Genomic DNA, 21496 nt, shown 5'->3' with positions numbered 1-21496 from the left:
GTCGATAGCTGGGTAACCAAAACATCCTAGAACAGCGCCCCCGATTCCCCATTCCCGATTCCCAATTCCCGGTGCTTGGGCTGCAAGCCCAAGTGCAGATAGGCCTTGTTGGTGGCCATGCGGCCGCGGGCGGTGCGGATCAGATAGCCCTGCTGGATCAGGTAAGGCTCGATCACGTCCTCCAGGGTCCCGCGCTCCTCCGACAGCGAGGCGGCCAGCGACTCGACGCCGACCGGGCCGCCGTCGAAGTACTCGATGATGGTGCGCAGCATGCGCCGGTCCAGCTCGTCGAAGCCCTCGGCGTCGACCTTGAGCATCTGCGTGGCGGCCTGCGCCACCGCCAGGTCGATCTGCCCGCCGGCGCGCACCTGGGCGAAGTCGCGGACCCGCCGCAGCAGGCGGTTGGCGATGCGCGGGGTGCCGCGCGCGCGGCGCGCGATCTCGGCGCAGCCATCGGCATTGCAGGCGATGCCGAGGATGCTGGCCGAACGACGCACGATCTGCGCCAGCTCGTCCGGGGTGTAGAAGGCCAGGCGCTGGACGATGCCGAAGCGGTCGCGCAAGGGTGCGGTCAGCAGGCCGGCGCGGGTGGTGGCGCCGATCAGGGTGAACGGCGGCAGGTCGATCTTGATCGAGCGCGCGGCCGGGCCCTCGCCAATCATGATGTCGATCTGGAAGTCTTCCATCGCCGGGTACAGCACTTCCTCGACCACCGGCGACAGGCGGTGGATCTCATCGATGAACAGCACGTCGTGCGGCTGCAGGTTGGTCAGCAGCGCGGCCAGATCGCCGGCCTTCTCGATCACCGGGCCGGAGGTGACCCGCAGGTTGACCCCGAGCTCGTTGGCGATGACGTGGCTGAGCGTGGTCTTGCCCAGGCCCGGCGGCCCGAAGATCAGCACATGGTCCATCGCCTCCCCGCGGGCCTTGGCCGCCTCGATGTAGATCGACAACTGCTCGCGCACCGGCTGCTGGCCGAGGTAGTCGTCCAGCCGCTTCGGGCGGATGCTGGCCTCGGCGACCTCATCCTCGCGGGTGGCGCTGCTGGCGATGATGCGGTCCATTTAGAGCCGGGATTGGGGAGTGGGGATTCGGGATTGGTAGCGCAATAGTATCGGCTGCGGGACGGTCTCGGCGCCATGGCCTTGACCAATCCCGAATCCCGACTCCCCAATCCCGGCCGCCGCAGGCGGCCTCAGATCTCCACCTGCGCGCCCAGTTCCACCAGGCGGTTGCCGGGGATGCGGAAGAAGCCGGTGGCGGGGGCGGCGTTGCGGTGCATGACCGCGAACAGCTTGTCGCGCCAGATCGGCATGCCGCGGTTGGCGCTGGCCACGATGGTCTCGCGGCTGGCGAAATAGGTGGTGTCCATCGGGTCGAAGTAGATCCCGCCCTGGTCGCAGGAGCGCATGAGCGCCAGCGGCACGTCCGGGGTCTCCATGAAGCCGAAGCGCACGTAGACCCGGTAGAACTCGTCGCCGATCGCGTCGATCTTCAAGCGCTGCCCGGCCGCCGCGTACGGCACCTGCAAGGTCTCCACGGTCAGGAACACGTTGCGCTCGTGCAGCACCTTGTTGTGCTTGAGGTTGTGCATCAGCGCGTGCGGCACCACCATCGGGTCGGCGGTCAGGAACACGGCAGTGCCGGGCACGCGCACCGGCGGCGCCAGCATCAGCCCGGGCAGGAAGGTGTCGAGCTTGATGCCGTCCTTGCGGATCTCGTCGTGCAGCAGCTTGCGGCCGCGGCGCCAGGTGCGCATCAGGGTGAACAGGATCAGGCCCAGCAGCAGCGGGAACCAGGCGCCGTCCAGGAACTTGATGATGTTGGCGTAGAAGAACGCGCAGTCCACCGCCAGGAACACCAGCGCGAACAGCCACAGCAGCGGTGCCGGCACGCGCGGGTTGGCGCGCGCATAGATGACCATCAGGACCGTGGTGATCAGCATGGTGCCGGTCACCGAGACGCCGTAGGCGGTGGCCAGCGAGGTCGAGTCGCCGAAGCCGATCACCGCCACCACCACCAGCGCCAGCAGGCACCAGTTCACCGCCGGCACGTAGATCTGGCCGATGGTGGAGTGCGAGGTGTGGCGGATGTGCATGCGCGGGATGTAGCCCAGTTGCATGGCCTGGCTGGCCACCGAATAGGCGCCGGTGATGAGTGCCTGCGAGGCGATCACCGTGGCCGCGGTGGCCAGCACGATCATCGGGTACAGCGCCCACTCCGGCACCGCCTCGTAGAACGGGTTGCTGACCGCGGCCGGGTCGCGCAGCACCAGCGCACCCTGCCCCAGGTAGGTGAGGGTCAGCATCGGCAGCACCACGCACTGCCAGGAGCGGCGAATCGCCTTGGCGCCGAAGTGGCCCATGTCCGCATACAGCGCCTCGCCGCCGGTCACCGCCAGCACCACCGCACCGAGCACGAACACCGCGTGCCAGTTGTGTTCGGCGAAGAAGCGCACGCCCCACCACGGGTTCAGCGCATGCAGCACTTCCGGCGCGCGCGTCATGTTGTAGACGCCGATCGCGCCCAGCGCCACGAACCAGACCAGGGTGATCGGCCCGAACGCCTTGCCCACCCGCTCGGTGCCGTAGCGCTGGGCCATGAACAGCATCCCCAGCACCACCAGGGTGATCGGCACCACGAACGGCTCCAGCTTGGGCGCGGCCACCTCCAGGCCTTCCACCGCCGACAGCACCGAGATGGCCGGGGTGATCACGCCGTCGCCGAAGAACAGCGAGGCGCCGAAGATACCGAGGATGCCGACCACGTACATCGAGCGCGAGCCGCCCGGCAGGGTGCGCTGGGCCAGCGCGGTCAGCGCCATGATGCCGCCCTCGCCGTCGTTGTCGGCGCGCATGATCACGGTGACGTACTTGACCGTGACCACCAGCATCAGCGCCCAGAACACCAGCGACAGGATGCCCAGCACGGTGTCGTGGTCCGGGGTCAACCCGTAGTGCGGTGAGAACGCTTCCTTGAGCGTGTACAGCGGACTGGTGCCGATGTCGCCGAAGACCACGCCGATGGCGGTCAGCATCACCCCAAAGCCCGTCTTGGCGTGCGGATCGTGGCTGCCCGGGCGGGCGGCGGAACTGGAGGAGCTGGACATGGTGGGAAGAGTAGCGCCAGAACGTGAAGAAGGAGGGGGAGCCGAGCCGACCCGAGGTCAGCGCAGCGCCGCCTGCAGGGCCTTGCGGATCACCGTGGCGACCTCGTCGCCGTCGGCGGCGGCGTCGCGCGCCATCTTCGCCGCCTCGGCCGGCTTGTAGCCGAGCTGCTGCAGCGCCACCGTGGCCTCGGACACCGCGTCGGTGCCCAGTTGTCCGGTGATCGGCGCACCACCGCTGAAGTCGGCCGCACGGTCGCGCAGTTCCACCACCATGCGCTCGGCGGTCTTCTTGCCGATGCCGGGGATGCGGGTCAGCGCGGTGACGTCGGCGGCGGTGATCAGCCGCGCGAACTCGTCGACGCTGACCCCGGACAGCACCGCCAGCGCGATCTTCGCGCCGATCCCGCTGACCCGCTGCACGTCGCGGAACAGCCGCCGCTCGCCCTCGCGCAGGAAGCCGTACAGCGACACGCTGTCCTCCTTCTGCGCATAGTGGGTGAACAGGATCACGTCGCGGCCGACATCGGGCAGGTCGTAGAAGGTGCTCATCGGCGCCTCCAGCTCATAGCCCACCCCGCCCACGTCGATCACCAGCCACGGCGGCTGCTTGTAGGCCAGGATCCCGCGCAGACGGCCGATCATTGGGCGCCTCCGTGGAGGCGCCGGGATTGGGGATTCGTGATTGGGGATTGGCAACAGCCGCGCGCGCAGGCGCCGTCCCCGCTTTGGCGAATCCCCAATCCCCAATCCCCAATCCCGGCTCCACTCATTTTCTGCTCCAAGCCTGCTGCGTGCTGACGCCCAGGCGCTGCGCGGTGGCGCGCACGTGGGCATGGGTGATGGCGACGGCCAGTGCGTCGGCGGCGTCGGCCTGAAGTTTGCCGGTCAGGCTCAGCATGAGACCGACCATGTGTTGCACCTGCTGCTTCTCCGCCGCGCCCTTGCCGACCACGGCGAGCTTGACCTCCTTGGCGGCGTACTCGTGCACCGGCAGTTCGCGCAGCACCGCCGCGCAGATCGCCGCGCCGCGGGCATGGCCGAGCTTCAGCGCCGCGTCGGCGCTCTTGCCCATGAACACGCGCTCGATCGCTACTTCCTGCGGCCGGTATTCCTCGATCAGCGCATCCAATCCGTGCAGCAGTCGCTTCAGCCGCAGCGCGAAATCGCCCTCGCCCAGCAGCACCAGCGGCGCGTGGTGCACATGACGGGTACGGCCGGCCGCGTCCACGTCGATGATGCCGACGCCGGTGCGCTGCGAGCCGGGGTCGATGCCGAGGATGCGCGTAGTGCCGGGATTGGGGATTGGGGATTGGGGATTGGCAACAGCCGCGCGCATCCTGGCCCCGCTGCCCGACACAACCACCGACGTCGGCAATGCCTCCGGCACCGGCATGGTGCCGTTCCGGGTTCCGGGTCTTGGGCCCCGGGCCCCGGGTTTCATGGTGTCAGCCCCCGTCACTCAGCGCGGCCTGGTCCACGTTGGAATAGACGTTCTGTACGTCGTCCAGGTCTTCCAGCATGTCCAGCAGCTTGCGTACCTGCACCGCGGTGTCGCCGTCCACGGCGATGTCGTTGTCGGCGCGGAAGGTGATGTCGGCATGGTCGGCGGACAGGCCGGCCGCATCCATGGCGTCCTTGACCGCCTGGAACGCCTCCGGTGCGGTCAGCACGTCGATCGCGCCGTCCTCGGGGTAGACCACGATGTCGTCGGCGCCGGCCTCGATCGCCGCCTCGGTGATCTTCTCCTCGTCGGCACCGGCGGCGAAGCTGAGCACGCCCAGGCGCTTGAACATGAAGGCCACCGAGCCATCGGTGCCCATGTTGCCGCCGCACTTGCTGAAGGCATGGCGCACGTCGGCCACGGTGCGCACGCGGTTGTCGGTCAGGCAGTCGACGATCACCGCCACCCCGCCCGGGGCATAGCCCTCGTAGCGCACTTCCTCGTACTCAACGCCTTCCAGTTCGCCGGTGGCCTTCTTGATCGCGCGCTCGATCACGTCCTTGGACATGTTCGAGGCCAGCCCCTTGTCCATCGCCACGCGCAGCCGCGGGTTGTTGGACGGATCGCCGCCGCCGGCGCGCGCGGCGACGCCGATCTCGCGGATGATCTTGGTGAAAATCTTGCCGCGCTTCGCATCGGATGCGTTCTTGCGGGCTTCGATCGAGGGGCCTCTACCCATGGGGCGTTCCGGACAGTTGTAAGGACAAGGCGCGGATTTTACTCGATTGCACCGCCCCGCCCGCATCGGCGTGCGCGGTTCAGGCGGCGAACCGCCCGTCGCGCAGGAAGGCGGCGGTCTGCCGCGCGGCCTCCGCCGAGAACAGCAGGCCGCTGTGGCTGGCGCGCACCCGGCAGTGATCGCCCAGGCCGGGCACGCGGGTCTCGGCCAGGGCCACGCTGCCGTCGGACTCGGGCCCCAGCGCGGCGAAGCGCGCGCCCAGTCCGCGCGCCACGGTGCCGGCGATCATGCCGACCTCGGCCGGCCCGTCCCAGCGCGCCACGCCCTGCTGCAACAGCGCGGCGCTGCGGCCCAGCGCCACGCCCAGCCGTTGTTGCGCCAGGGCGCGCGCCGCCGCACTGCCCGCCAACGGGCTGCCCAGGCACACCACCCGGGTCACCGGCAGCGAGGGCGCCTGCTGCAAGGCCTGCAACGCGATCAGGCCGCCGAGACTGTGCCCGACCAGGGCCACCGGACCGGCAGCGGCCAGCCGCTCGATGCGCGCCTGCAGCCGCGGAAGCGCGGCCTCGGCGCCGCCGAAGGCGGTCGAATAACCGAAGCTGGCGACGCGCCAGCCTCCACGGTGCAGGCGCAACGCCAGCGGCAGCAGCCACGGCCGCGCATTCCAGATGCCGTGCAGCAACAGCACCCGCGGCGCAGTGGCCACGGGCGACTCAACCGCAGGTGGTGCGGACGATGTGATTGCTGCCATCCAGGAACACGTTGAGTCGGTCCAGGCGCAGGTCGCGGGTAACCGCCTGGCCCGGCGCGATCGGCCGCACCACGCCGGCTCCGCTCTCCTTCCAGACCCGGCTCATGGTCGCCTGGGTGGCTTCCTGACCCACCGCCCAGGCCACCGCGTCGACGTTGCAGCGACCGTCGCCCTGCACGCTCGGCCCGCCACTGGCCGGCTGCAACGACGCCGGCGGCGCGCACGCGGCCAGCAGCGGCAACACGGCGGCGATTCCCATCCACGGTCGGATCATGTGCGCTCTCCTGGGGCTGGACAGGCCTGCACTCTAGCGCGCCGGCGTTGCCGCGGTGTCGACGCGCCGGCGTGGCGGAAGCACCCGGCCGTCGGCATCAGGCCGCGCGCGGCGGCCGGCGCAGGATGAATTCGAGATCGCGCACCTGCCCCACCGGGAATTCATAGGTGCCGACCTTCTCGAAGCCATAGCGCGCATAGAAACGCTGCGCGCCCAGATTCTCCGACCACACGCCGACCCACAGCGTGCGCGGGCCGTCGCGTTCCAGCCAGGCCAGGGCGGTGTCGAACAACCGGGCGCCCCACCCGCCGTTCTGATGCGCGCGCAGCAGGTACAGGCGCTTCAGTTCGCCGTCGCCGGGTTGCACCTCGGCGTGCGGCAGGCCGCAGGGGCCGGCCGCGGCGTGTCCGACCACCGCGCCGTCGTGCTCGACCAGCCAGATCGCGTAGTCCGGATGCGCCAGCACGACCTGGGCGCGCTCCAGCGAATAGGCCTCGTCGAGGAAGGCCTGCAGATCCTGCGCGGGATACAGATGGCCGAAGGTTTCGCAGAAAGTGGCCGTGGCGATGCGGGTCACCGCCGCGGCATCGTCCGGCGTGGCACGGCGAATCAGCACGGCTCAGCGCGCCGGGTGCGTGGCGTCGGCGTCGGCCTCTTCGCCGTCGTCCTCGTCCTCGTCGTCGCCTTCTTCCTCGTCCTCTTCTTCCTCGTCGTCTTCCTCGTACTCGTAATCGTCCTCGCCGAAGTCCTCGCCGTCCCAACGGCCCTCCGGATCCGGCACGAACGCCAGCGGTGCGTTGGCGCCGCTGCCGGCACGCACCAGCCAGCCGCCGAACACGCGCGCGCGCTGGGTGACGATGGCCTCCACTGCGCCCTCGTTGCCGAGGGTTTCCCACTCCAGGTTGAATGCGGTCTCGCTCATGTGTCGGCCTGCGCTACGGTTGGAAGAAAGGGATCACTGCGCCTGCGGGCGCACCTGCACGTGCACTTCGGCCAGCTGCGCGTCGGCGATCGGCGACGGCGCGTCGGTCATCAGGTCCTGCGCGCCGGTGGTCTTGGGGAACGGGATCACGTCGCGGATCGACTCGGTGCCGGCCATCAGCGCGGCGATGCGATCGATGCCGAAGGCGATGCCGCCGTGCGGCGGCGCGCCGTAGTTCAGCGCATCCAGCAGGAAGCCGAACTTGGCGCGCGCTTCCTCGGCACCGATGCCGAGCAGCTCGAACACCGCGCTCTGCATGTCCGGGCGATGGATACGGATGGAACCGCCGCCGATCTCGTTGCCGTTGAGCACCATGTCGTAGCCGCGCGACACCGCGGTCTTGGCATGCGTGCGCAGCTCGGCGATGTCGTCCACTGCCGGCGCGGTGAACGGGTGATGCAGGGCCACGTAGCGCTGCGCCTCCTCGTCCCACTCGAACATCGGGAAATCGGTGACCCACAGCGGCCGCCAGCCGTCGGCGACCAGGCTGAAGTCCTTGCCGGCCTTCAGGCGCAGCGCGCCCATGAAGTCGGAGACCTTGCCGTAGGCGCCGGCGCCGAAGAACACGATGTCGCCGTTGCCGGCGCCGACGTGGGCGAGCAGCGCGGCGAACGCGGCCTCGCCGAAGAACTTCTGGATCGGCGAGCTGATCTCGCCGCTGTCGGCGATCTTGACGTAGGCCAGGCCCTTGGCGCCGTACTTGGCGGCGTGCGCGGCGTATTCGTCGATCTGCTTGCGCGAGAGGCTGGCGCCGCCGGGAATGCGCAGCGCGGCGACGCGGCCGTCGGGATCGGCGGCCGCGGCGCTGAACACCGCGAAGTCGCTGTCCTTGACCAGCTCGGCCACGTCGGTCAGTTCCAGCGCGATGCGCAGGTCCGGCTTGTCCGAGCCGTAGCGGCGCATGGCCTCGGCCCAGGTCATGCGCGGGAACTCGGTAGCCAGTTCGACGTCGACCACTTCCTTGAAGATGGCGCGCACCATCGCCTCGACGAAGTCCTGCACGTCGCGCTCGCGCACGAAGGCGAACTCCATGTCGAGCTGGGTGAACTCGAGCTGGCGGTCGGCGCGCAGCGCCTCGTCGCGGAAGCAGCGCGCGATCTGGTAGTAGCGGTCGAAGCCGGCCACCATCAGGATCTGCTTGAACAGCTGCGGCGACTGCGGCAGCGCGTAGAACTCGCCCGGGTGCATGCGCGCCGGCACCAGGAAGTCGCGCGCGCCTTCCGGGGTGGCCTTGGTCAGGATCGGCGTCTCGATGTCCTGGAAGCCGCGCTCGTCCAGGTAGCGGCGCAGCGCCTGCACCAGCTTGATGCGGATGCGCTGCATGCGCTGCATCTCCGGACGACGCAGGTCCAGGTAGCGGTACTTCAGGCGGGTCTCCTCGCCCGGGTTCTCGTGCGCGTGGAACGGCAGCGGCGCGGCCTTGTTGAGCACGGTGATGGACGTGGCGATCACCTCGACCTTGCCGCTGCGCAGCTTGTCGTTGACCGCATGCCGCGCACGCACCACGCCCTTGACCTGCAGCACGTCCTCGTAGCCGAGGCTGGCGGCGACCTTGAACACCTCCGCAGCATCCTCGTCGCCAGCCGCCGGCTCCACCATCACCTGCACGATGCCTTCGTGGTCGCGCAGGTCGATGAAGCACACGCCGCCGAGGTTGCGGGCCACGTCGGTCCAGCCGGCCAGGGTGACGGTTTGGCCGATCAGGGTCTCGTCGACCAGGCCGCAGAAGTGGGTACGCATCGCTAGCTCCAAACAGGGGGCGCCCGGCGCAGAAGGCACCGGCAAGCCCGGTATTCTGCGGCGGCGCGTCGGCCCGGGCAAATCGCGCATGACTCATCCTGGCTTAAGTTGGCCTGCGGCTATAGTCCGCGCACCATTCACGGGGAGGAGAGAACCCATGTTGAAGCACCTTGGCGGCTGGCTGGTGATCGCCGTACTGGCCCTGGCCAGCGCCCCGGCGGCGGCCCAAAGCGCCCGCGCCTACGCCCCGCAGGATCTGCGGCAACTGTCGATTCCCGGCCGGGTCCGGGTGATCGAGCGCGAATACGCCGACCAGTCGCGCGGCCGGCAGATCCCCGACGACCAGCTCGAGTTCTACCTGGACCAGATCGACCGTGGCTGGGGCTTCGGCAACATCCAGCAGGACATCGCCACCTCGCTGCGCGGCAGTGGCGGCGGCTGGCGGCAGGAACCCGGCTTCGATGGCCGCACCGTCGCCTGCTCCAGCAACGACCGCCGCCGCCAGCAATGCGCCACGCCGTTCCGCGGGCCTGCCCGACTGGTCGGCACCTTGTCCGACTCGCCCTGCATCGAAGGCCGCACCTGGGGCTCGGCGCCCGGCGTGGTGTGGGTGGACCAGGGCTGCCGTGGTCGCTTCGTCGAAGGTCGCGGCAATTGGGGAGGCAACTGGGGCGGCGGCGGCGGCAGTGGCGGCGTGGCCGGCACCATGCGCTGCGAGAGCCAGGACCAGCGCCAGCGCGTGTGCCCGACCGGCTGGCGCAGCGCCATGCTGGTGCGGCAGCTGTCGGACACCCGCTGCATCGAGGGCCGCACCTGGGGCTCGCGCGATGGCGCGGTGTGGGTCGACGACGGTTGTCGCGGCGAGTTCGCCCAGGGCCGCGGCGGCGGTGGTGGTGGCTGGGGACCGGGTCGGCCGCCGCTGGACAGCGGCTACACGGTGACCTGCAGCAGCGACGACAAGCGCCTGCGCACCTGCGCCTGGGATCGCCGCCAGGGCCGCCCGGAACTGATCGAACAGCTGTCCGGCACCACCTGCGCGGAAGGCCGCACCTGGGGCTACGAAGGCAATACGGTGTGGGTCAACGGCGGCTGCCGGGCGCGCTTCGGGGCGCGCTGAGGCAGGGCGAAGGCCGGGCCGCGGGGCCCGGTCTTATAGATTTTTTAGTGTTGGACGCCCTGCGTAGGAGCGGCTTCAGCCGCGACCGGGCGTTACCGGGTAATGCCCGGTCGCGGCTGAAGCCGTTCCTACTTGGAGCAGCGCGGGGTTCAGGTCGCCGCAGGCTTGGCGGCGGCAGGCGCCGGTGCCGGGGTGGCGGCGGCTGCCGGCTTGGCCGGTGCGTCGGCCGCTGGCGCGGCGGCGGGTTTGCTGTCCCCACTGCCGCCGGTGCTGCCGGATTCGGCGAGGTTGCGCTTCTTGTCGCCGTCCTTCTTGAAGTCGGTCTCGTACCAGCCGCTGCCGGACAGGCGGAACGCCGGCGCGGTGAGCTGGCGCTTGACCGCGGGGGCGGAGCAGGCCGGACAGGTCTCCGGATCGGAATCGGACAGTTTCTGCAGGCGGTCGAAGCTGTGACCGCATGCGGCACATTGGAAAGCGTAGATCGGCATGGCGGCAAAAACGCGAGAGCAACGGAGGCGGCCAGTATGGGGGCCGCACGCCGGCTTTCAAGCATTCACGCTCATGCCAGTCCGGGCTGCGGACGCGGCGGCGTCTCCGGCGCGCCCGCGGGCGGCGTCGGCGCATGCGTGTCCGGGACCTCAGCGACTGGCTCGGCAGGCGCCTGCGCAGACGCGGCATCCGCCGGTGCAGCCGGCGCCGCCTCCAGCGGGCTGACGTCGAACGGCATGCGCAACAGCAGCGCCGGCAGCAGCGTGGTCAGGGCCGCGTACAGCAGCAGGGCGCCGAACAGCGCGTCGGCGATGGCGAAGCGCTCGCGCAGGATCCCCGCCAGCACCAGGGTGAAGATCAGCGTCGGCGACAGCGCCAGCGACACCCGCAGACTGCTGCGCGCGCCTTCGCCGAACAGCACCCGCCGCTGCAGCCAGAGGATGCCGATGCGCAGCGGCAGCACGCAGGCGGTCAGGGCCAGGCCCAGGCCGAGCGCCTGCAGGCTCAACGCCCCGCTCGGCACCTTGGTGCCGGCGTTGAAGAAGTAGAACGGCACGAAGAACGAGGCGAACAGGCGCACCGCCTGCAGGTTCTCGTCGGAGGCCAGCAGCGGCATGCGCTGGCGCAGCAGCCGCGCCACCAGCCCGGCGATGAACGCACCGACCAGGTAGTACACGCCCAGCGAATAGGTGATGTAGGCGGCGATCAGGCCGACCATCACCAGCAGCGAGAACTCCGAGCCCGGCGCCTGCGGCGCCACCCAGCGCCCCAGGGCCACGAACAGCAGCGGCAGGCCGACCAGCATCGCCAGCAGCGCCAGGCTGGACAGGCCCATCTGCCAGGGATCGCCGGCCTGCAGGATCACGAACAGCGCCGCCAGCGCCAGCAATTCGCCGGCGATGGCCTTGCTGGTGACCCAGAAGCGCTCCTCCTCGTCCAGCCCCAGCCGCCCCAGCGACTCGATGATGAACCCGGTGGACGGGGTCAGCAGGGCCAGCGCCAGCAATCCGGCCGCCTGCCACGACAGCCCGGCGTAGCGCCAGGCCAGCCAGCCGACGCCGAACAGGGTGCCGCCACGCACCACCAGGTGCAGCAGCAGCGGCCACAAGCCGCGGCGCAGCGCCTTCGGATCCACTTCCAGGCCGGCGAACAGGAACAGCGAGGAGATGCCGAGCGTGGCCAGCAGCGTCACCACCGGGTCGTGCGCGCGCGGCCCCATCGCCAGCATCGCGATGATGCCGAACAGCAGGCAGGTCAACGGCGCCGGCATCTTGAAGCGCTGCAGCGCGCGCGGGATCACCAGCAGGGCGAAGATCAGCAGCAGGTAGATCAGTTCGTGGCTCATCGGGCAGGAGATTCCATCGCGGGCCCGCCGGCGGCGGCAGCGGCGAATGATGCCGGGTCGCCTGTGTGGTGCGCCATCACGGCGGAGCGCGGGCATGCCGAACGCACGCGCCGCGATGGCGCAGCCGCACGCGCTCGCAGGACAGCGCTGCCCTGCTGCGGCCGCTTCGCTGCGAACGCGCCGCGGCTGGAGACAGGCGACAGCCCCTTCATCGCGCCACCGCGCACCGTCGGTCCGACTTTCATGGTCGACCTGTCACCGGCGCCATGGCAGTCTCGCGGCGGCAGCCGATCCCGGCCGCCGCCGTTTTGCACTTTCCCGGACCGCCATGACCGACCAGACCCGCCGCCGGCTGCTCCGCGCCGGCCTCACCGCCAGCGCCGCCGGATTGCTGCCGCCGAGCATCGCCCGCGCCGCGGCGATCGCCCCGGACGTGCGCAGCGGCACCCTCGACGACCTGCAGCACGTGGTGATCCTGATGCAGGAGAACCGCGCCTTCGACCATTACTTCGGCAGCCTGGCCGGCGTGCGCGGCTTCGGCGACCGCTTCCCGATCCCGGCGCCGACGCTGCCCGGCATCGCCCCGCGCACGGTGTGGCTGCAACCCAGCGCCGACGGCAGCCGCCAACTCGCGCCATTCCCGCTGCACACCGCGCACAACTTCGCCACCATGCGCGTGCAGGGCACCCCGCACACCTGGCCGAACGCGCAACAGGCCTGGGACCACGGCCGCATGGGCCAGTGGCCGGCGGCCAAACGCGACCACGCGCTGGCCCACTACGAACGCGACGACCTGCCGTTCCAGTTCGCCCTGGCCGAGACCTTCACCGTCTGCGACGCCTACCACTGCGCGATCCAGGCCGGCACCAATCCGAACCGGGTGTTCCTGTGGACCGGGCAGAACGATCCGCACGCGCGCGCCGGCGGCCCGGCGATCGCCAACTCGCACGACAACTTCCCGGAACTGGGCGGCGACCCGGACGACTACCGCTGGCCCAGCTACGTCGAGGCGCTGCAGCAGGCCGGCGTGTCGTGGCAGATCTACCAGGACATGGCCGACAACTTCACCGACAACCCGCTGGCCGGCTTCGCGCCGTTCCGCGCCGCCTGGCGCGGTGCGCCCGCGCACGATCCGCAGTTGCGCGCACGCGGCGTTTCCAGCCGCAGCCTGGCGCAGTTGCGCGAGGACGTGCTGGCCGCGCGGCTGCCGTCGGTGAGCTTCATCATCGCCGACGCCGCCGGCAGCGAGCATCCCGATCCGTCCAGCCCGGCGCAGGGTGCGGCCTACACCGCGCGCGTGCTCGACGCGCTGACCGCCGACCCGAAGGTGTGGGCGCGCACTGCGCTGTTGCTGATGTTCGACGAGAACGACGGCTTCTTCGACCACGTGCCACCGCCGGCACCGCCCTCGCCCGACTCGGCCGCGGCCGGCGGCTGGGCCGGCGCCTCCAGCGTCGCGACCGACGGCGAATACCACCTGCACCCGGCGCCGGGCGATGCCAAGGCCGACCCACCGGAACTGCGTGGGCGTCCCTACGGCCTCGGTCCGCGCGTGCCGCTGTACGTGATCTCGCCGTGGAGCCGCGGCGGCTGGGTCGATTCGCAGGTCTACGACCACACCTCGGTACTGCGGCTGCTGGAGCGCCGCTTCGGTGTCGCCGCCAGCGGCCTGACCCCGTGGCGCCGCGCGGTCTGCGGCGACCTGCTCGACGCCTTCGACTTCCGCCAGGCCGACACGCGCCCGTTCGTCGCCGACCTGCCCGATGTGCGCGAGGCGGCAGCGCGGGCCGCGGCGCTGCGCGAGCACGCGCTGCCGACGCTGCCGACGCAACTGCAGGCGCCGCGGCAAGCGTTCGGCGTGCGCCGTTCGCGCGCACTGCCGTATCGGCCGTCGGTGCAGTTGCACTACGTCCTCGAGCGTGGCGAGGTGCAATTGCGCATGACCAACACCGGGTCCGCGGCGGTCCTGCACGTCTACGACCGCTACCTCCTCGACGCGATCCCGCGCCGCTACACGGTGGGCGCCGGTGCGTCGCTGGACGGCACCTGGACCACCTACGACGGCGACTACGACCTGTGGCTGCTCGGCCCCAACGGCTTCCACCGCCACTACCGCGGCGACCTGAGCGCACCGCTGCTGCAGGCCGAGATCGCCCAGGACCCGGACGATGCGCAGGCGCTGTGCCTGGTCTTGCGCAACGCCGGCACCGCCCCCCTCGACGTGTCCCTGGAACCGGCCGCCTACGCCCAGGCGCAACCGCACCAACGGCTGACGCTGGCGCCCGGCACCGAGCAGCGCATGCGCTGGAGCGCCAAGCCGAGCGGCGGCTGGTACGACCTGTGGCTGGTCCAGGACAACGCCCGCCAGCGCCTGGCCGGCCGCGTGGAAACCGGCAAGCCCGGCATCAGCGACCCGGCGATGGGCGGACCGGCGCGGTTGTATCAGGAGCCCGCCGGAGGCGGGCGGGATTGGGGAGTCGGGAATGGGGATTCGTGACAACGTCCGGGATTTGGGATTTGGGATTCGCAAGAGCAGCAACTGCACGCTGATGCGTTTCCGCCAATCCCGAGTAATGCGACCCATCCCCGACTCGCGCGGAAGCCGCTTTTACCAATCCCCAATCCCGACTCCCTAATCCCGGCTCTCAAGCACCCCGATCGTCCGCAGCCAGGTCTCCACCAGCTGCGGCCACTGCGCGACCGGCAGGTTCTTGGCGCGCAGGCCGAACGCGTGGCCGCCGTGGGCGTAGATGTGCATTTCCGTCGGCACGTCGGCGTGGTTGAGCGCGACGTAGTACGCCAGTACCTGCGAGATGCCGTCCACATAGTCGTCCTGCGCCTGCAACAGGAAGGTCGGCGGGGTGTCGGCGACGACGCGGATGTCCGGACGCAGCCCAAGATCGGTGAAATCGCGGGTGTCGGCGTCCTCGTCCTCGTGCACCCACAGATGGCCCGGGTACACGGCGATGGCGAAGTCCGGGCGGCAGCTTACGCGATCGGCAGCGTCCACCAACGGATAGGTGCGCTGGGCGAAGTGCGTGCTGGTCGCGGCCACCAGGTGGCCGCCGGCGGAAAAGCCCATCACCCCGATCTTGTGCGGATCCACGCCCCAGGTCGCGGCCTGTTGCCGCACCAGGCCCAGCGTGCGCTGCGCGTCCTGCAGCGCAGTCTGCACCTTGGGGTAGTAGCGCCGGTCGTTGACCCAGGTCGGCCCGGAGTTCGGCACGCGGTACTTCAACAGCACGCAGGTGATGCCGCGCGAGACCAGCCAGTCGCAGATCTCCGTGCCCTCCAGATCCATCGCCAGCATCTGGTAGCCGCCGCCGGGAAACACCACCACCGCCGCGCCGGTGTTGTGGCCCTGCGCCGGGTACACGGTCATGGTCGGCCGGCTGACGTTGTGGATGGCCGGCCACCACGGCTTGCCCGGACCAGGGCCGGCCGATTCCGGCTTCGGATGCGGCAACGCATCCGGCACCGCGCCGGGCCAGATCGGCACCTGCACGTGGCCGGGCGAGGGTTCCCAGACCCGCGCCTGCGCGGCGTGGGCAAACAGACCGATGGCGATGGCCAACGAACAGCATACGAATCGACGCATGGGATGCTCCGAACAGAATTGGAAAGAATTGGGAATGGAAGGAACCGCAGGACCGCCGCGGCGGCGATGGCCGTTGGGCGCAACGAAGGCGGTCGCGCGCGGCGCCGGCACGAGGACGACGCCGATGATCGCGAGCAGCGTCTCGCAGGAACGGCTCTTGTCCCCTGTTGTGCGATCAACCGCGACGGACTTTCCCGGTAAAGCCCGTCGCGGCTGAAGCCGCTCCTACGGGAGAGCGACCTGCATCCGGCGCGATTGCGACGAGCGCAGGCGATACAGCGCGCGCAACGCCGCCTAGCCGGTACGCGGTGTCTGCGCAGGCAGCGACGCCACCACCGCCTGCGCCACCGCTTTCAGTGCCGCATCGCGCGCAGCGCTGTCGACCGTGGCGCCATTGAGATAGGCGGTGAGCAGCAGCGGCGTGGGCCGTCCCGGCGCCCACACGATGGCGATGTCGTTGCGCGTGTCGGTGCCATTGCTGCCGGTCTTGTCACCGATCCGCCAGCCCGCCGGCAGGCCGGCACGCAGGCAGTCGTTGCCGGTGCGGTTGTCGCGCATCCAGTCGATCAAGCGTTGTCGCGACACCGGCTGCAGCACCTCGCCGAGCAACAAGGCACGCATCGTCGCGGCCATCGCCGCCGGCGTGGTGGTGTCGCGCGGATCGCCGGCGACGAAGTCGTTCATGCCTGGCTCGTTGCGGTCCAGCTGGATCTGCGTATCGCCCAGCGCCCGCAGGAAACGGGTCACCCCGGGCGGGTCGCCGACCAGCGGCAGCAGCAGGTTGGCCGCGGTGTTGTCGCTGTAGATCATCGCCGCACGGCACAGCTCGGCCACGCTGAGCGTGCCGCCGACATGGCGCTCGGACACCGGCGCATTCCCCAGCAGGTCCGCCTTGCGCACCGGCACGCGCCGCTCCAGGGACAGTTCGCCGCGGTCGATCCGCTGCAGCACCGCGCCCGCCAATAGAAATTTGAAGGTACTGCACAACGGGAAGCGCTCGTCCTGGCGCTGTCCGCCCAGCCTTGCGCCGCTGCCGTCGAGCAGGCTCACGCCCAACCGGCCGCCACTGCGGCGCTCGATGTCGGCCAAGCGCTGTTGCAGCGTGGGCGCAGGATGTTGCGCGGTTTTTGCCTGTACTGCAGCCACCGCCAGCAGGCTCGCGCCCATGCCCACGCCCTGCAGGAACCGTCGTCTCGTCAGCATCGTCCACCTCCGTCGGGAGCCAGGATGATGGCCGCATTGACCTGCCCCCACCAGCGAGGTTATTCAATCGCACCCATGAGCCGAATTGATGCCTGGCGATGATCCGCCCGCACCTGCCGTTGAACGCCCTGCGCGCCTTCGAGGCCGCGGCGCGGCACCAGAACCTGACCCGCGCCGCGGCCGAGCTGTGCGTGACCTAGGCCGCGCTCAGCCACCAGATCAAGCAGTTGGAGGCGCGCCTGGGCGTGGTGCTGTTCCAGCGCCTGCCGCGCGGCGTGGCGCTGACCGACGAGGGCCTGCGCCTGCATCCGGTGCTGACCGAGGCGTTCGACCGCATCGCCTCCACCCTGCAGCGCTTCGCCGGCGGCCGCTACCGCGAGACGCTGAGCGTGGGCGTGGTCGGCACCTTCGCGGTGGGCTGGCTGCTGCCGCGGCTGGATGCGTTCCACGCCGCGCACCCGGACATCGAACTGCGCGTGTACACCCACAACAACCGCGTCGACCTCGCCGGCGAAGGCCTGGACCTCGCGATCCGCTTCGGCGACGGCGACTGGCAGGGCCAGTACGCCACGCCGATCCTGGACGCCCCCTTCGCCCCGGTGTGCGCCCCGGTGCTGGCGCCGCTGCTGCGCACGCCCGCAGACCTCGCCAGGACCACCCTGCTGCGCTCCTACCGGCTGGACGAATGGCCGCGCTGGCTGCAGGCTGCCGGCGCACCCGACGTGCAGGCCAGCGGCCCGATCTGCGATGCCTCGCTGACCCTGGCCAGCATCGCCGCGGCCGGCCACGGTGTGGCGCTGCTGCCGCTGCGCCTGTTCGCCCAGGACCTGGATGCCGGGCGACTGCTGTGCCCGTTCCCGACCCGCATCGACCTGGGCCGCTACTGGCTGACCCGGCTGCGTTCGCGCGCGGAAAGCGACGCCGGCCGGCGCCTGCACCAATGGTTGCTGGCCGAGCAGGCGCTACGCCCGGATTGAGCGGCAGGCCCCGTTGCGGGCCCTTCTCCAGGTCACCTGTAGCACGCCACCTGGACACATCCGGCACGCGCCTTGCTTGGCCTATCAGCAGGGACTGACAGCCATGTGAAGAATTTGTGCACTGCCGCTTGGCGGCATGTCAGGCCCTAACTATGATCCTGGTCGCAGTCGGAATGTGCGCCTGGGGAAGGCGCCACCGCTTTCGGGGGAAACATGCTGATGAACCGTGTTGTCCTGACCGCCCGTCCGGGCCTGGTCTCGCGTGACGTCGTGCTGGCAGCCGTATTGGGATGCCTGTGTGTGCTGCATCTGGCCTACTTCCTGCGCGGCGGCGCCAGCGAATGGCATTGGGCGCTCAGCGCCACCGGCTTGGCGCTGATGGCGCTCAAGGCCAGCCTGCGACCGACACCGACCGCCCGCCCCTCGCTGCAGAGCCTGCGCTCGCGCACGCCGCTGGACTGGGCGGCGATCGCCGGCGGCCTGCTGGTCGTGGCCAGCGCTGCCGCCTGAGCGGCAAGGGCCGGCGCCGCGCGCTGGCCGATTCGATCGTCCTTATCTGCCCCGCGCGTCCGGCGCGACCGATCGCGCCGGGCACGGCGTGCCACTGCCGCCAGCAGCGTCCTCGTGGGCCAGGCGCGCGCTCAGCCCTGGGCGCTGGCGCATGCAATGCAGGCGGGACCTGCCGTTGGCTTAGGCAATGCGGCGTCGGGGCTGAAGCCCCTCCCACACGGGTGCGCCGGCTCGCGCTCCGGCCTCGCTTGGAGCGGCGTCAAGACGTGATTGAAGCCCCTCTCCCACCGGGAGAGGGGTTGGGGTGAGGGTGCGCCAGCACGCACGCCCGGCTGCTCCGACTTCCCAGGCACACGCAGCCTCATCCGCCCCTTCGGGGCACCTTCTCCCGCAGGGAGAAGGTACCGTTAGGTCGGCGGGAATCATCCGTGCTCGGCGGCGACACCACTGCCGAGCCGCATCCGCGGGAACAGACCTGGCCCGGACATCCACATCTCACGTCTCTCCGGCGCACGCCCTGCCTGCGGCGCCCGCTACACGGCGCGCTTGCCAGCGTCGGTGCCCACCTGCGCCGCCGCCAGTTGCCGGAACGCATCGCGCTGCGCGGCATCGGCGAACCAGGCTGTCGGCACCAGATCGAACAGGATGTCGTTCTGGTACAGCATCAGCACCTGCGGATTCTCGCGATAGCGCACGTAGTCGCGCCAGGGGCGTTGCACGCGCCCGTCCGTCCAGGTGATCTCCAGGCCGGCCGCGTCCCAGCGATAGGTGAGGCGATGCCGCAACGCCGCCTGCTGCGCATGCAGGCGCCGGACTTTGCGCGGCATCGTCCATGCCGACTGGATGGTCTGGCCGATCAGGCCACCGCCACCGGCGGCGGCCAGCATGACGCCGATGATGGCCATGCCGGAACCGTGCCTGGCGAACGCGAACACCGCCAGTCCGAGCAGCAGCAGCGCCGCCATCGCCAGCAGCACGCGTCGATGCCCACGCTGTTGATGCAGGCGTTGTGCGGCCAGGTAATCCTGCACCGTGATGCTGCCGCTGATCATCGTGCTCCTCCTCGCGCTGTCGCCCAGGGCCGGGCACGGAGCGTGCCACGCACCGCGGGATCGGTGCAAAGCGGCCAGTGCCGCACCGCGCCGCCGGCGATGCCGAATGCCACGACGGCCTGCGTGGTGTTCCGGGAGTGGCCGGCGCAGGCGTGAGAGCCGCCCTCGCGCCATGCACCGGCAATGAGACTGACGGCACGCCTCAGGCGCCGTCGATCAGCTCCATCCACGCCTGCTCGGCCTGCGCCAGGTCGCGCGCGGCCGTCTCGCGCTCGCGGCCCAGCACAGCCATTTTCTCCGCATCGGCGTAGTGCTTCGGATCGGCGAGTTGGCGATCGAGTTCGGCCAGGGTCGCTTCCAACTCGCCCACGCGCTTCTCGGCGGCGGCCAGCTTGTGCGGGTTCGGCGGCTTCTTCGCCGGCAGCGGCTTGACCGGCGGCGGCGGGGTCGGCGCGGCTTCGGCCAGTTTCTGCTTGGTGCCCTGCGCGGCCGGGCGGGTGCGCAGCCAGGCGGCGTAGGCGTCGAGGTCGCCGTCGAACGGCTCCACCACACCGTCGGCCACACGCCAGAAGGTGTCGCAGACCAGGCCGATCAGATGGCGGTCGTGCGAGACCATCACGATCGCGCCCTCGAAATCGCTCAGCGCCTCGGCCAGCGCCTCGCGCATTTCCAGGTCGAGGTGGTTGGTGGGTTCGTCGAGCAGCAGCACATTCGGCTGCTGCCAGGCGATCAGCGCCAGCGCCAGGCGCGCGCGCTCGCCACCGGAGAACCCGTCGACCGGCTCGAACGCGCGGTCGCCGGGGAAATTCCACTTGCCGAGGAAATCGCGGAACGCCTGGTTGCTGGCGTCCTTGTCGATCTCGCGCATGTGGTCCATCGGCGACTGGCCCTCGTGCAGCGACTCCACCGTGTGCTGGGCGAAGTAGCCGATGCGCAGGTCCGGATGCGCCATGCGCTCGCCGGCGATCGGCGGCAGTTCGCCGACCAGGGTCTTGACCAGGGTGGTCTTGCCGGCGCCGTTGGGGCCGAGCAGACCGATGCGCTGGCCGGCCTCCAGGCCGAAACCGACGTTGTGCAGGATCACCGCGTCCGCGCCGTAACCGGCCTCGGCGTGGTTGAGGCGGATCAGCGAGAACGGCAGCTTGGCCGGCGGCGCCAGCTCGATGCGGAACTCGCGCTCGGCGCGCACCGCCTCGGTGCCGGCCAGCTTCTCCAGGCGCTTCATCCGGCTCTGCGCCTGCGCCGCCTTGGAGGCCTTGGCCTTGAAGCGGTCGATGAAGCTCTGCAGGTGGGCGCGCTCGGCCTGTTCCTTCTCGTGCGCGATCTGCTGCTGGCGCAACTGCTCGGCGCGCTGTCGCTCGAAATCGGTGTAGCCGCCGGTGTACAGCTTGGCGCCGCCGTTGTGCAGGTGCAGGGTGTGGGTGGCGACGTTGTCGAGGAACTCGCGGTCGTGCGAGATCAGCAGCAGCGTGCCCGGGTACTTCAGCAGCCACTGTTCCAGCCAGTACACCGCGTCCAGGTCGAGGTGGTTGGTCGGTTCGTCGAGCAGCAGCAGGTCGCTGGGCATCATCAGCGCGCGCGCCAGGTTCAGGCGCACGCGCCAGCCGCCGGAGAACGAGGACACCGCGCGGTGATGGGTCTCGGCCGGGAAGCCGAGGCCGTGCAGCAGCTTGCCGGCACGCGCATCGGCGTCGTAGGCGCCCATCTCGGCCATCTTGGTGTGCGCGGCGGCGACCGCCTCCCAGTCCTCGCGCGCGGTCGCCTCGGCCTCTTCGGCCAGCACCGCGGCCACCGCGGTGTCGCCGCCGAGCACGAAGCTCAGCGCCGGGTCCGGCAGCGACGGGGTTTCCTGGGCGACGCTGGCGATGCGCACCTTGCCGGGCAGGTCGACATCGCCCTTGTCGGCCTCCAGCTCACCCTTCACCGCAGCGAACAGGCTGGACTTGCCGGCCCCGTTGCGGCCGACCACGCCCACCCGGTAGCCGGCGTGCAGGGTGAGGTCGACATTGGACAGCAACAGCCGCTCGCCGCGGCGCAAGGCGAAATTACGTAGGGAAATCAAGGCAGGGCACTCGGCTAGCGAGGCGGAAGTGTAGCCGCTTCGCCCGCCCCGGCCCACCCGGGGCGGCGATGCGGCGCGGTCAGGGACGGCGCGCGGGCCGCCGCGAA

The 21496-nt window shown here is 70.4% G+C and carries 19 protein-coding genes and 1 pseudogene; 4 read left to right on the top strand and 16 right to left on the bottom strand.

Translation table 11 applies throughout. The features are described from left to right. Positions 1 to 26 precede the first annotated feature (26 nt). From ruvB to aspS, 10 genes are all read right to left on the bottom strand, one after another. Complete coding sequence (ruvB, locus tag ACP93_RS17260) at positions 27 to 1064, bottom strand: Holliday junction branch migration DNA helicase RuvB (protein ID WP_048491894.1); 1038 nt, start codon at positions 1062 to 1064, stop codon at positions 27 to 29. A gap of 131 nt (positions 1065 to 1195) precedes the next feature. Then, entirely contained in the window at positions 1196 to 3037 is a 1842-nt protein-coding gene (locus ACP93_RS17255; RefSeq protein WP_225851637.1) for a potassium transporter Kup, read from the bottom strand. Positions 3038 to 3166: 129 nt separating this feature from the next. Next, a complete protein-coding gene (gene ruvA, locus ACP93_RS17250; protein WP_017907444.1) occupies positions 3167 to 3751 on the bottom strand; it encodes a Holliday junction branch migration protein RuvA in 585 nt (194 codons plus the stop codon). Positions 3752 to 3875: 124 nt separating this feature from the next. After that, a complete protein-coding gene (gene ruvC, locus ACP93_RS17245) occupies positions 3876 to 4445 on the bottom strand; it encodes a crossover junction endodeoxyribonuclease RuvC (RefSeq protein ID WP_048491893.1) in 570 nt (189 codons plus the stop codon). Positions 4446 to 4554: 109 nt separating this feature from the next. Further along, the gene (locus ACP93_RS17240; protein WP_048491892.1) at positions 4555 to 5289 is read right to left on the bottom strand and encodes a YebC/PmpR family DNA-binding transcriptional regulator; all 735 of its coding nucleotides are present in this window, start codon (positions 5287 to 5289) and stop codon (positions 4555 to 4557) included. Positions 5290 to 5368: 79 nt separating this feature from the next. Continuing rightward, positions 5369 to 6040, bottom strand: coding sequence for an esterase/lipase family protein (locus tag ACP93_RS17235; RefSeq protein ID WP_048491891.1), 672 nt, complete (start codon positions 6038 to 6040; stop codon positions 5369 to 5371). Beyond that, positions 6003 to 6314 (bottom strand): I78 family peptidase inhibitor, encoded by a 312-nt coding sequence (locus tag ACP93_RS17230; protein ID WP_228136077.1) that lies wholly within the window; start codon positions 6312 to 6314, stop codon positions 6003 to 6005. The genes ACP93_RS17235 and ACP93_RS17230 overlap by 38 nt, the downstream gene beginning before the upstream one ends. A 97-nt stretch (positions 6315 to 6411) precedes the next feature. Further along, on the bottom strand, positions 6412 to 6930 hold the full coding sequence (locus tag ACP93_RS17225; RefSeq protein WP_048491889.1) for a GNAT family N-acetyltransferase: 519 nt from the start codon (positions 6928 to 6930) through the stop codon (positions 6412 to 6414). A gap of 3 nt (positions 6931 to 6933) precedes the next feature. Continuing rightward, the gene (locus tag ACP93_RS17220; RefSeq protein WP_048491888.1) at positions 6934 to 7236 is read right to left on the bottom strand and encodes a hypothetical protein; all 303 of its coding nucleotides are present in this window, start codon (positions 7234 to 7236) and stop codon (positions 6934 to 6936) included. Between the two features lie 33 nt (positions 7237 to 7269). Then, a complete protein-coding gene (gene aspS, locus ACP93_RS17215) occupies positions 7270 to 9036 on the bottom strand; it encodes an aspartate--tRNA ligase (RefSeq protein ID WP_048491887.1) in 1767 nt (588 codons plus the stop codon). A gap of 157 nt (positions 9037 to 9193) precedes the next feature. Between aspS and ACP93_RS17210 the strand changes: the two genes are divergently transcribed. Further along, entirely contained in the window at positions 9194 to 10153 is a 960-nt protein-coding gene (locus ACP93_RS17210) for a DUF3011 domain-containing protein (protein ID WP_053069789.1), read from the top strand. Positions 10154 to 10302: 149 nt separating this feature from the next. Here ACP93_RS17210 and ACP93_RS17205 read toward each other — a convergent pair whose 3' ends face one another. Both ACP93_RS17205 and ACP93_RS17200 read right to left on the bottom strand, forming a co-directional pair. Then, positions 10303 to 10641: an FmdB family zinc ribbon protein gene (locus tag ACP93_RS17205; RefSeq protein WP_048491886.1), complete on the bottom strand. Its 339-nt coding sequence runs from the start codon at positions 10639 to 10641 to the stop codon at positions 10303 to 10305. 71 nt (positions 10642 to 10712) lie between these two features. Continuing rightward, complete coding sequence (locus ACP93_RS17200; RefSeq protein WP_048491885.1) at positions 10713 to 11987, bottom strand: cation:proton antiporter; 1275 nt, start codon at positions 11985 to 11987, stop codon at positions 10713 to 10715. A 328-nt stretch (positions 11988 to 12315) separates the two neighbouring features. Here ACP93_RS17200 and ACP93_RS17195 point away from each other — a divergent pair, with 328 nt between their 5' ends. After that, positions 12316 to 14484, top strand: a complete 2169-nt coding sequence (locus ACP93_RS17195) for a phosphocholine-specific phospholipase C (protein ID WP_048491884.1) — start codon at positions 12316 to 12318, stop codon at positions 14482 to 14484. A 135-nt stretch (positions 14485 to 14619) separates the two neighbouring features. Here ACP93_RS17195 and ACP93_RS17190 read toward each other — a convergent pair whose 3' ends face one another. Then, a complete protein-coding gene (locus ACP93_RS17190) occupies positions 14620 to 15561 on the bottom strand; it encodes an alpha/beta hydrolase (protein WP_048491883.1) in 942 nt (313 codons plus the stop codon). A 318-nt stretch (positions 15562 to 15879) separates the two neighbouring features. Further along, the gene (gene bla, locus ACP93_RS17185) at positions 15880 to 16788 is read right to left on the bottom strand and encodes a class A beta-lactamase (RefSeq protein WP_048491882.1); all 909 of its coding nucleotides are present in this window, start codon (positions 16786 to 16788) and stop codon (positions 15880 to 15882) included. A gap of 98 nt (positions 16789 to 16886) precedes the next feature. On the opposite strand from bla, the pseudogene ACP93_RS17180 reads away from it, so the two are divergent. Both ACP93_RS17180 and ACP93_RS17175 read left to right on the top strand, forming a co-directional pair. Then, positions 16887 to 17765: pseudogene (locus tag ACP93_RS17180) on the top strand (LysR substrate-binding domain-containing protein). Between the two features lie 219 nt (positions 17766 to 17984). Next, the gene (locus tag ACP93_RS17175; RefSeq protein ID WP_048491904.1) at positions 17985 to 18275 is read left to right on the top strand and encodes a hypothetical protein; all 291 of its coding nucleotides are present in this window, start codon (positions 17985 to 17987) and stop codon (positions 18273 to 18275) included. 533 nt (positions 18276 to 18808) lie between these two features. Here the strand turns inward: ACP93_RS17175 and ACP93_RS17170 are convergent. Both ACP93_RS17170 and ACP93_RS17165 read right to left on the bottom strand, forming a co-directional pair. After that, a complete protein-coding gene (locus tag ACP93_RS17170; protein ID WP_048491881.1) occupies positions 18809 to 19327 on the bottom strand; it encodes a YcxB family protein in 519 nt (172 codons plus the stop codon). Positions 19328 to 19529: 202 nt separating this feature from the next. Continuing rightward, a complete protein-coding gene (locus tag ACP93_RS17165) occupies positions 19530 to 21389 on the bottom strand; it encodes an ABC-F family ATP-binding cassette domain-containing protein (RefSeq protein WP_048491880.1) in 1860 nt (619 codons plus the stop codon). Between the last annotated feature and the right edge of the window lie 107 nt (positions 21390 to 21496).

The organism is Xanthomonas sp. NCPPB 1128, assembly GCF_001043115.1.
GTDB lineage: Bacteria > Pseudomonadota > Gammaproteobacteria > Xanthomonadales > Xanthomonadaceae > Xanthomonas_A.
The sequence above is the reverse complement of the archived record's forward strand: the minus strand, read 5'-3'. Positions and strand labels throughout refer to the sequence as shown.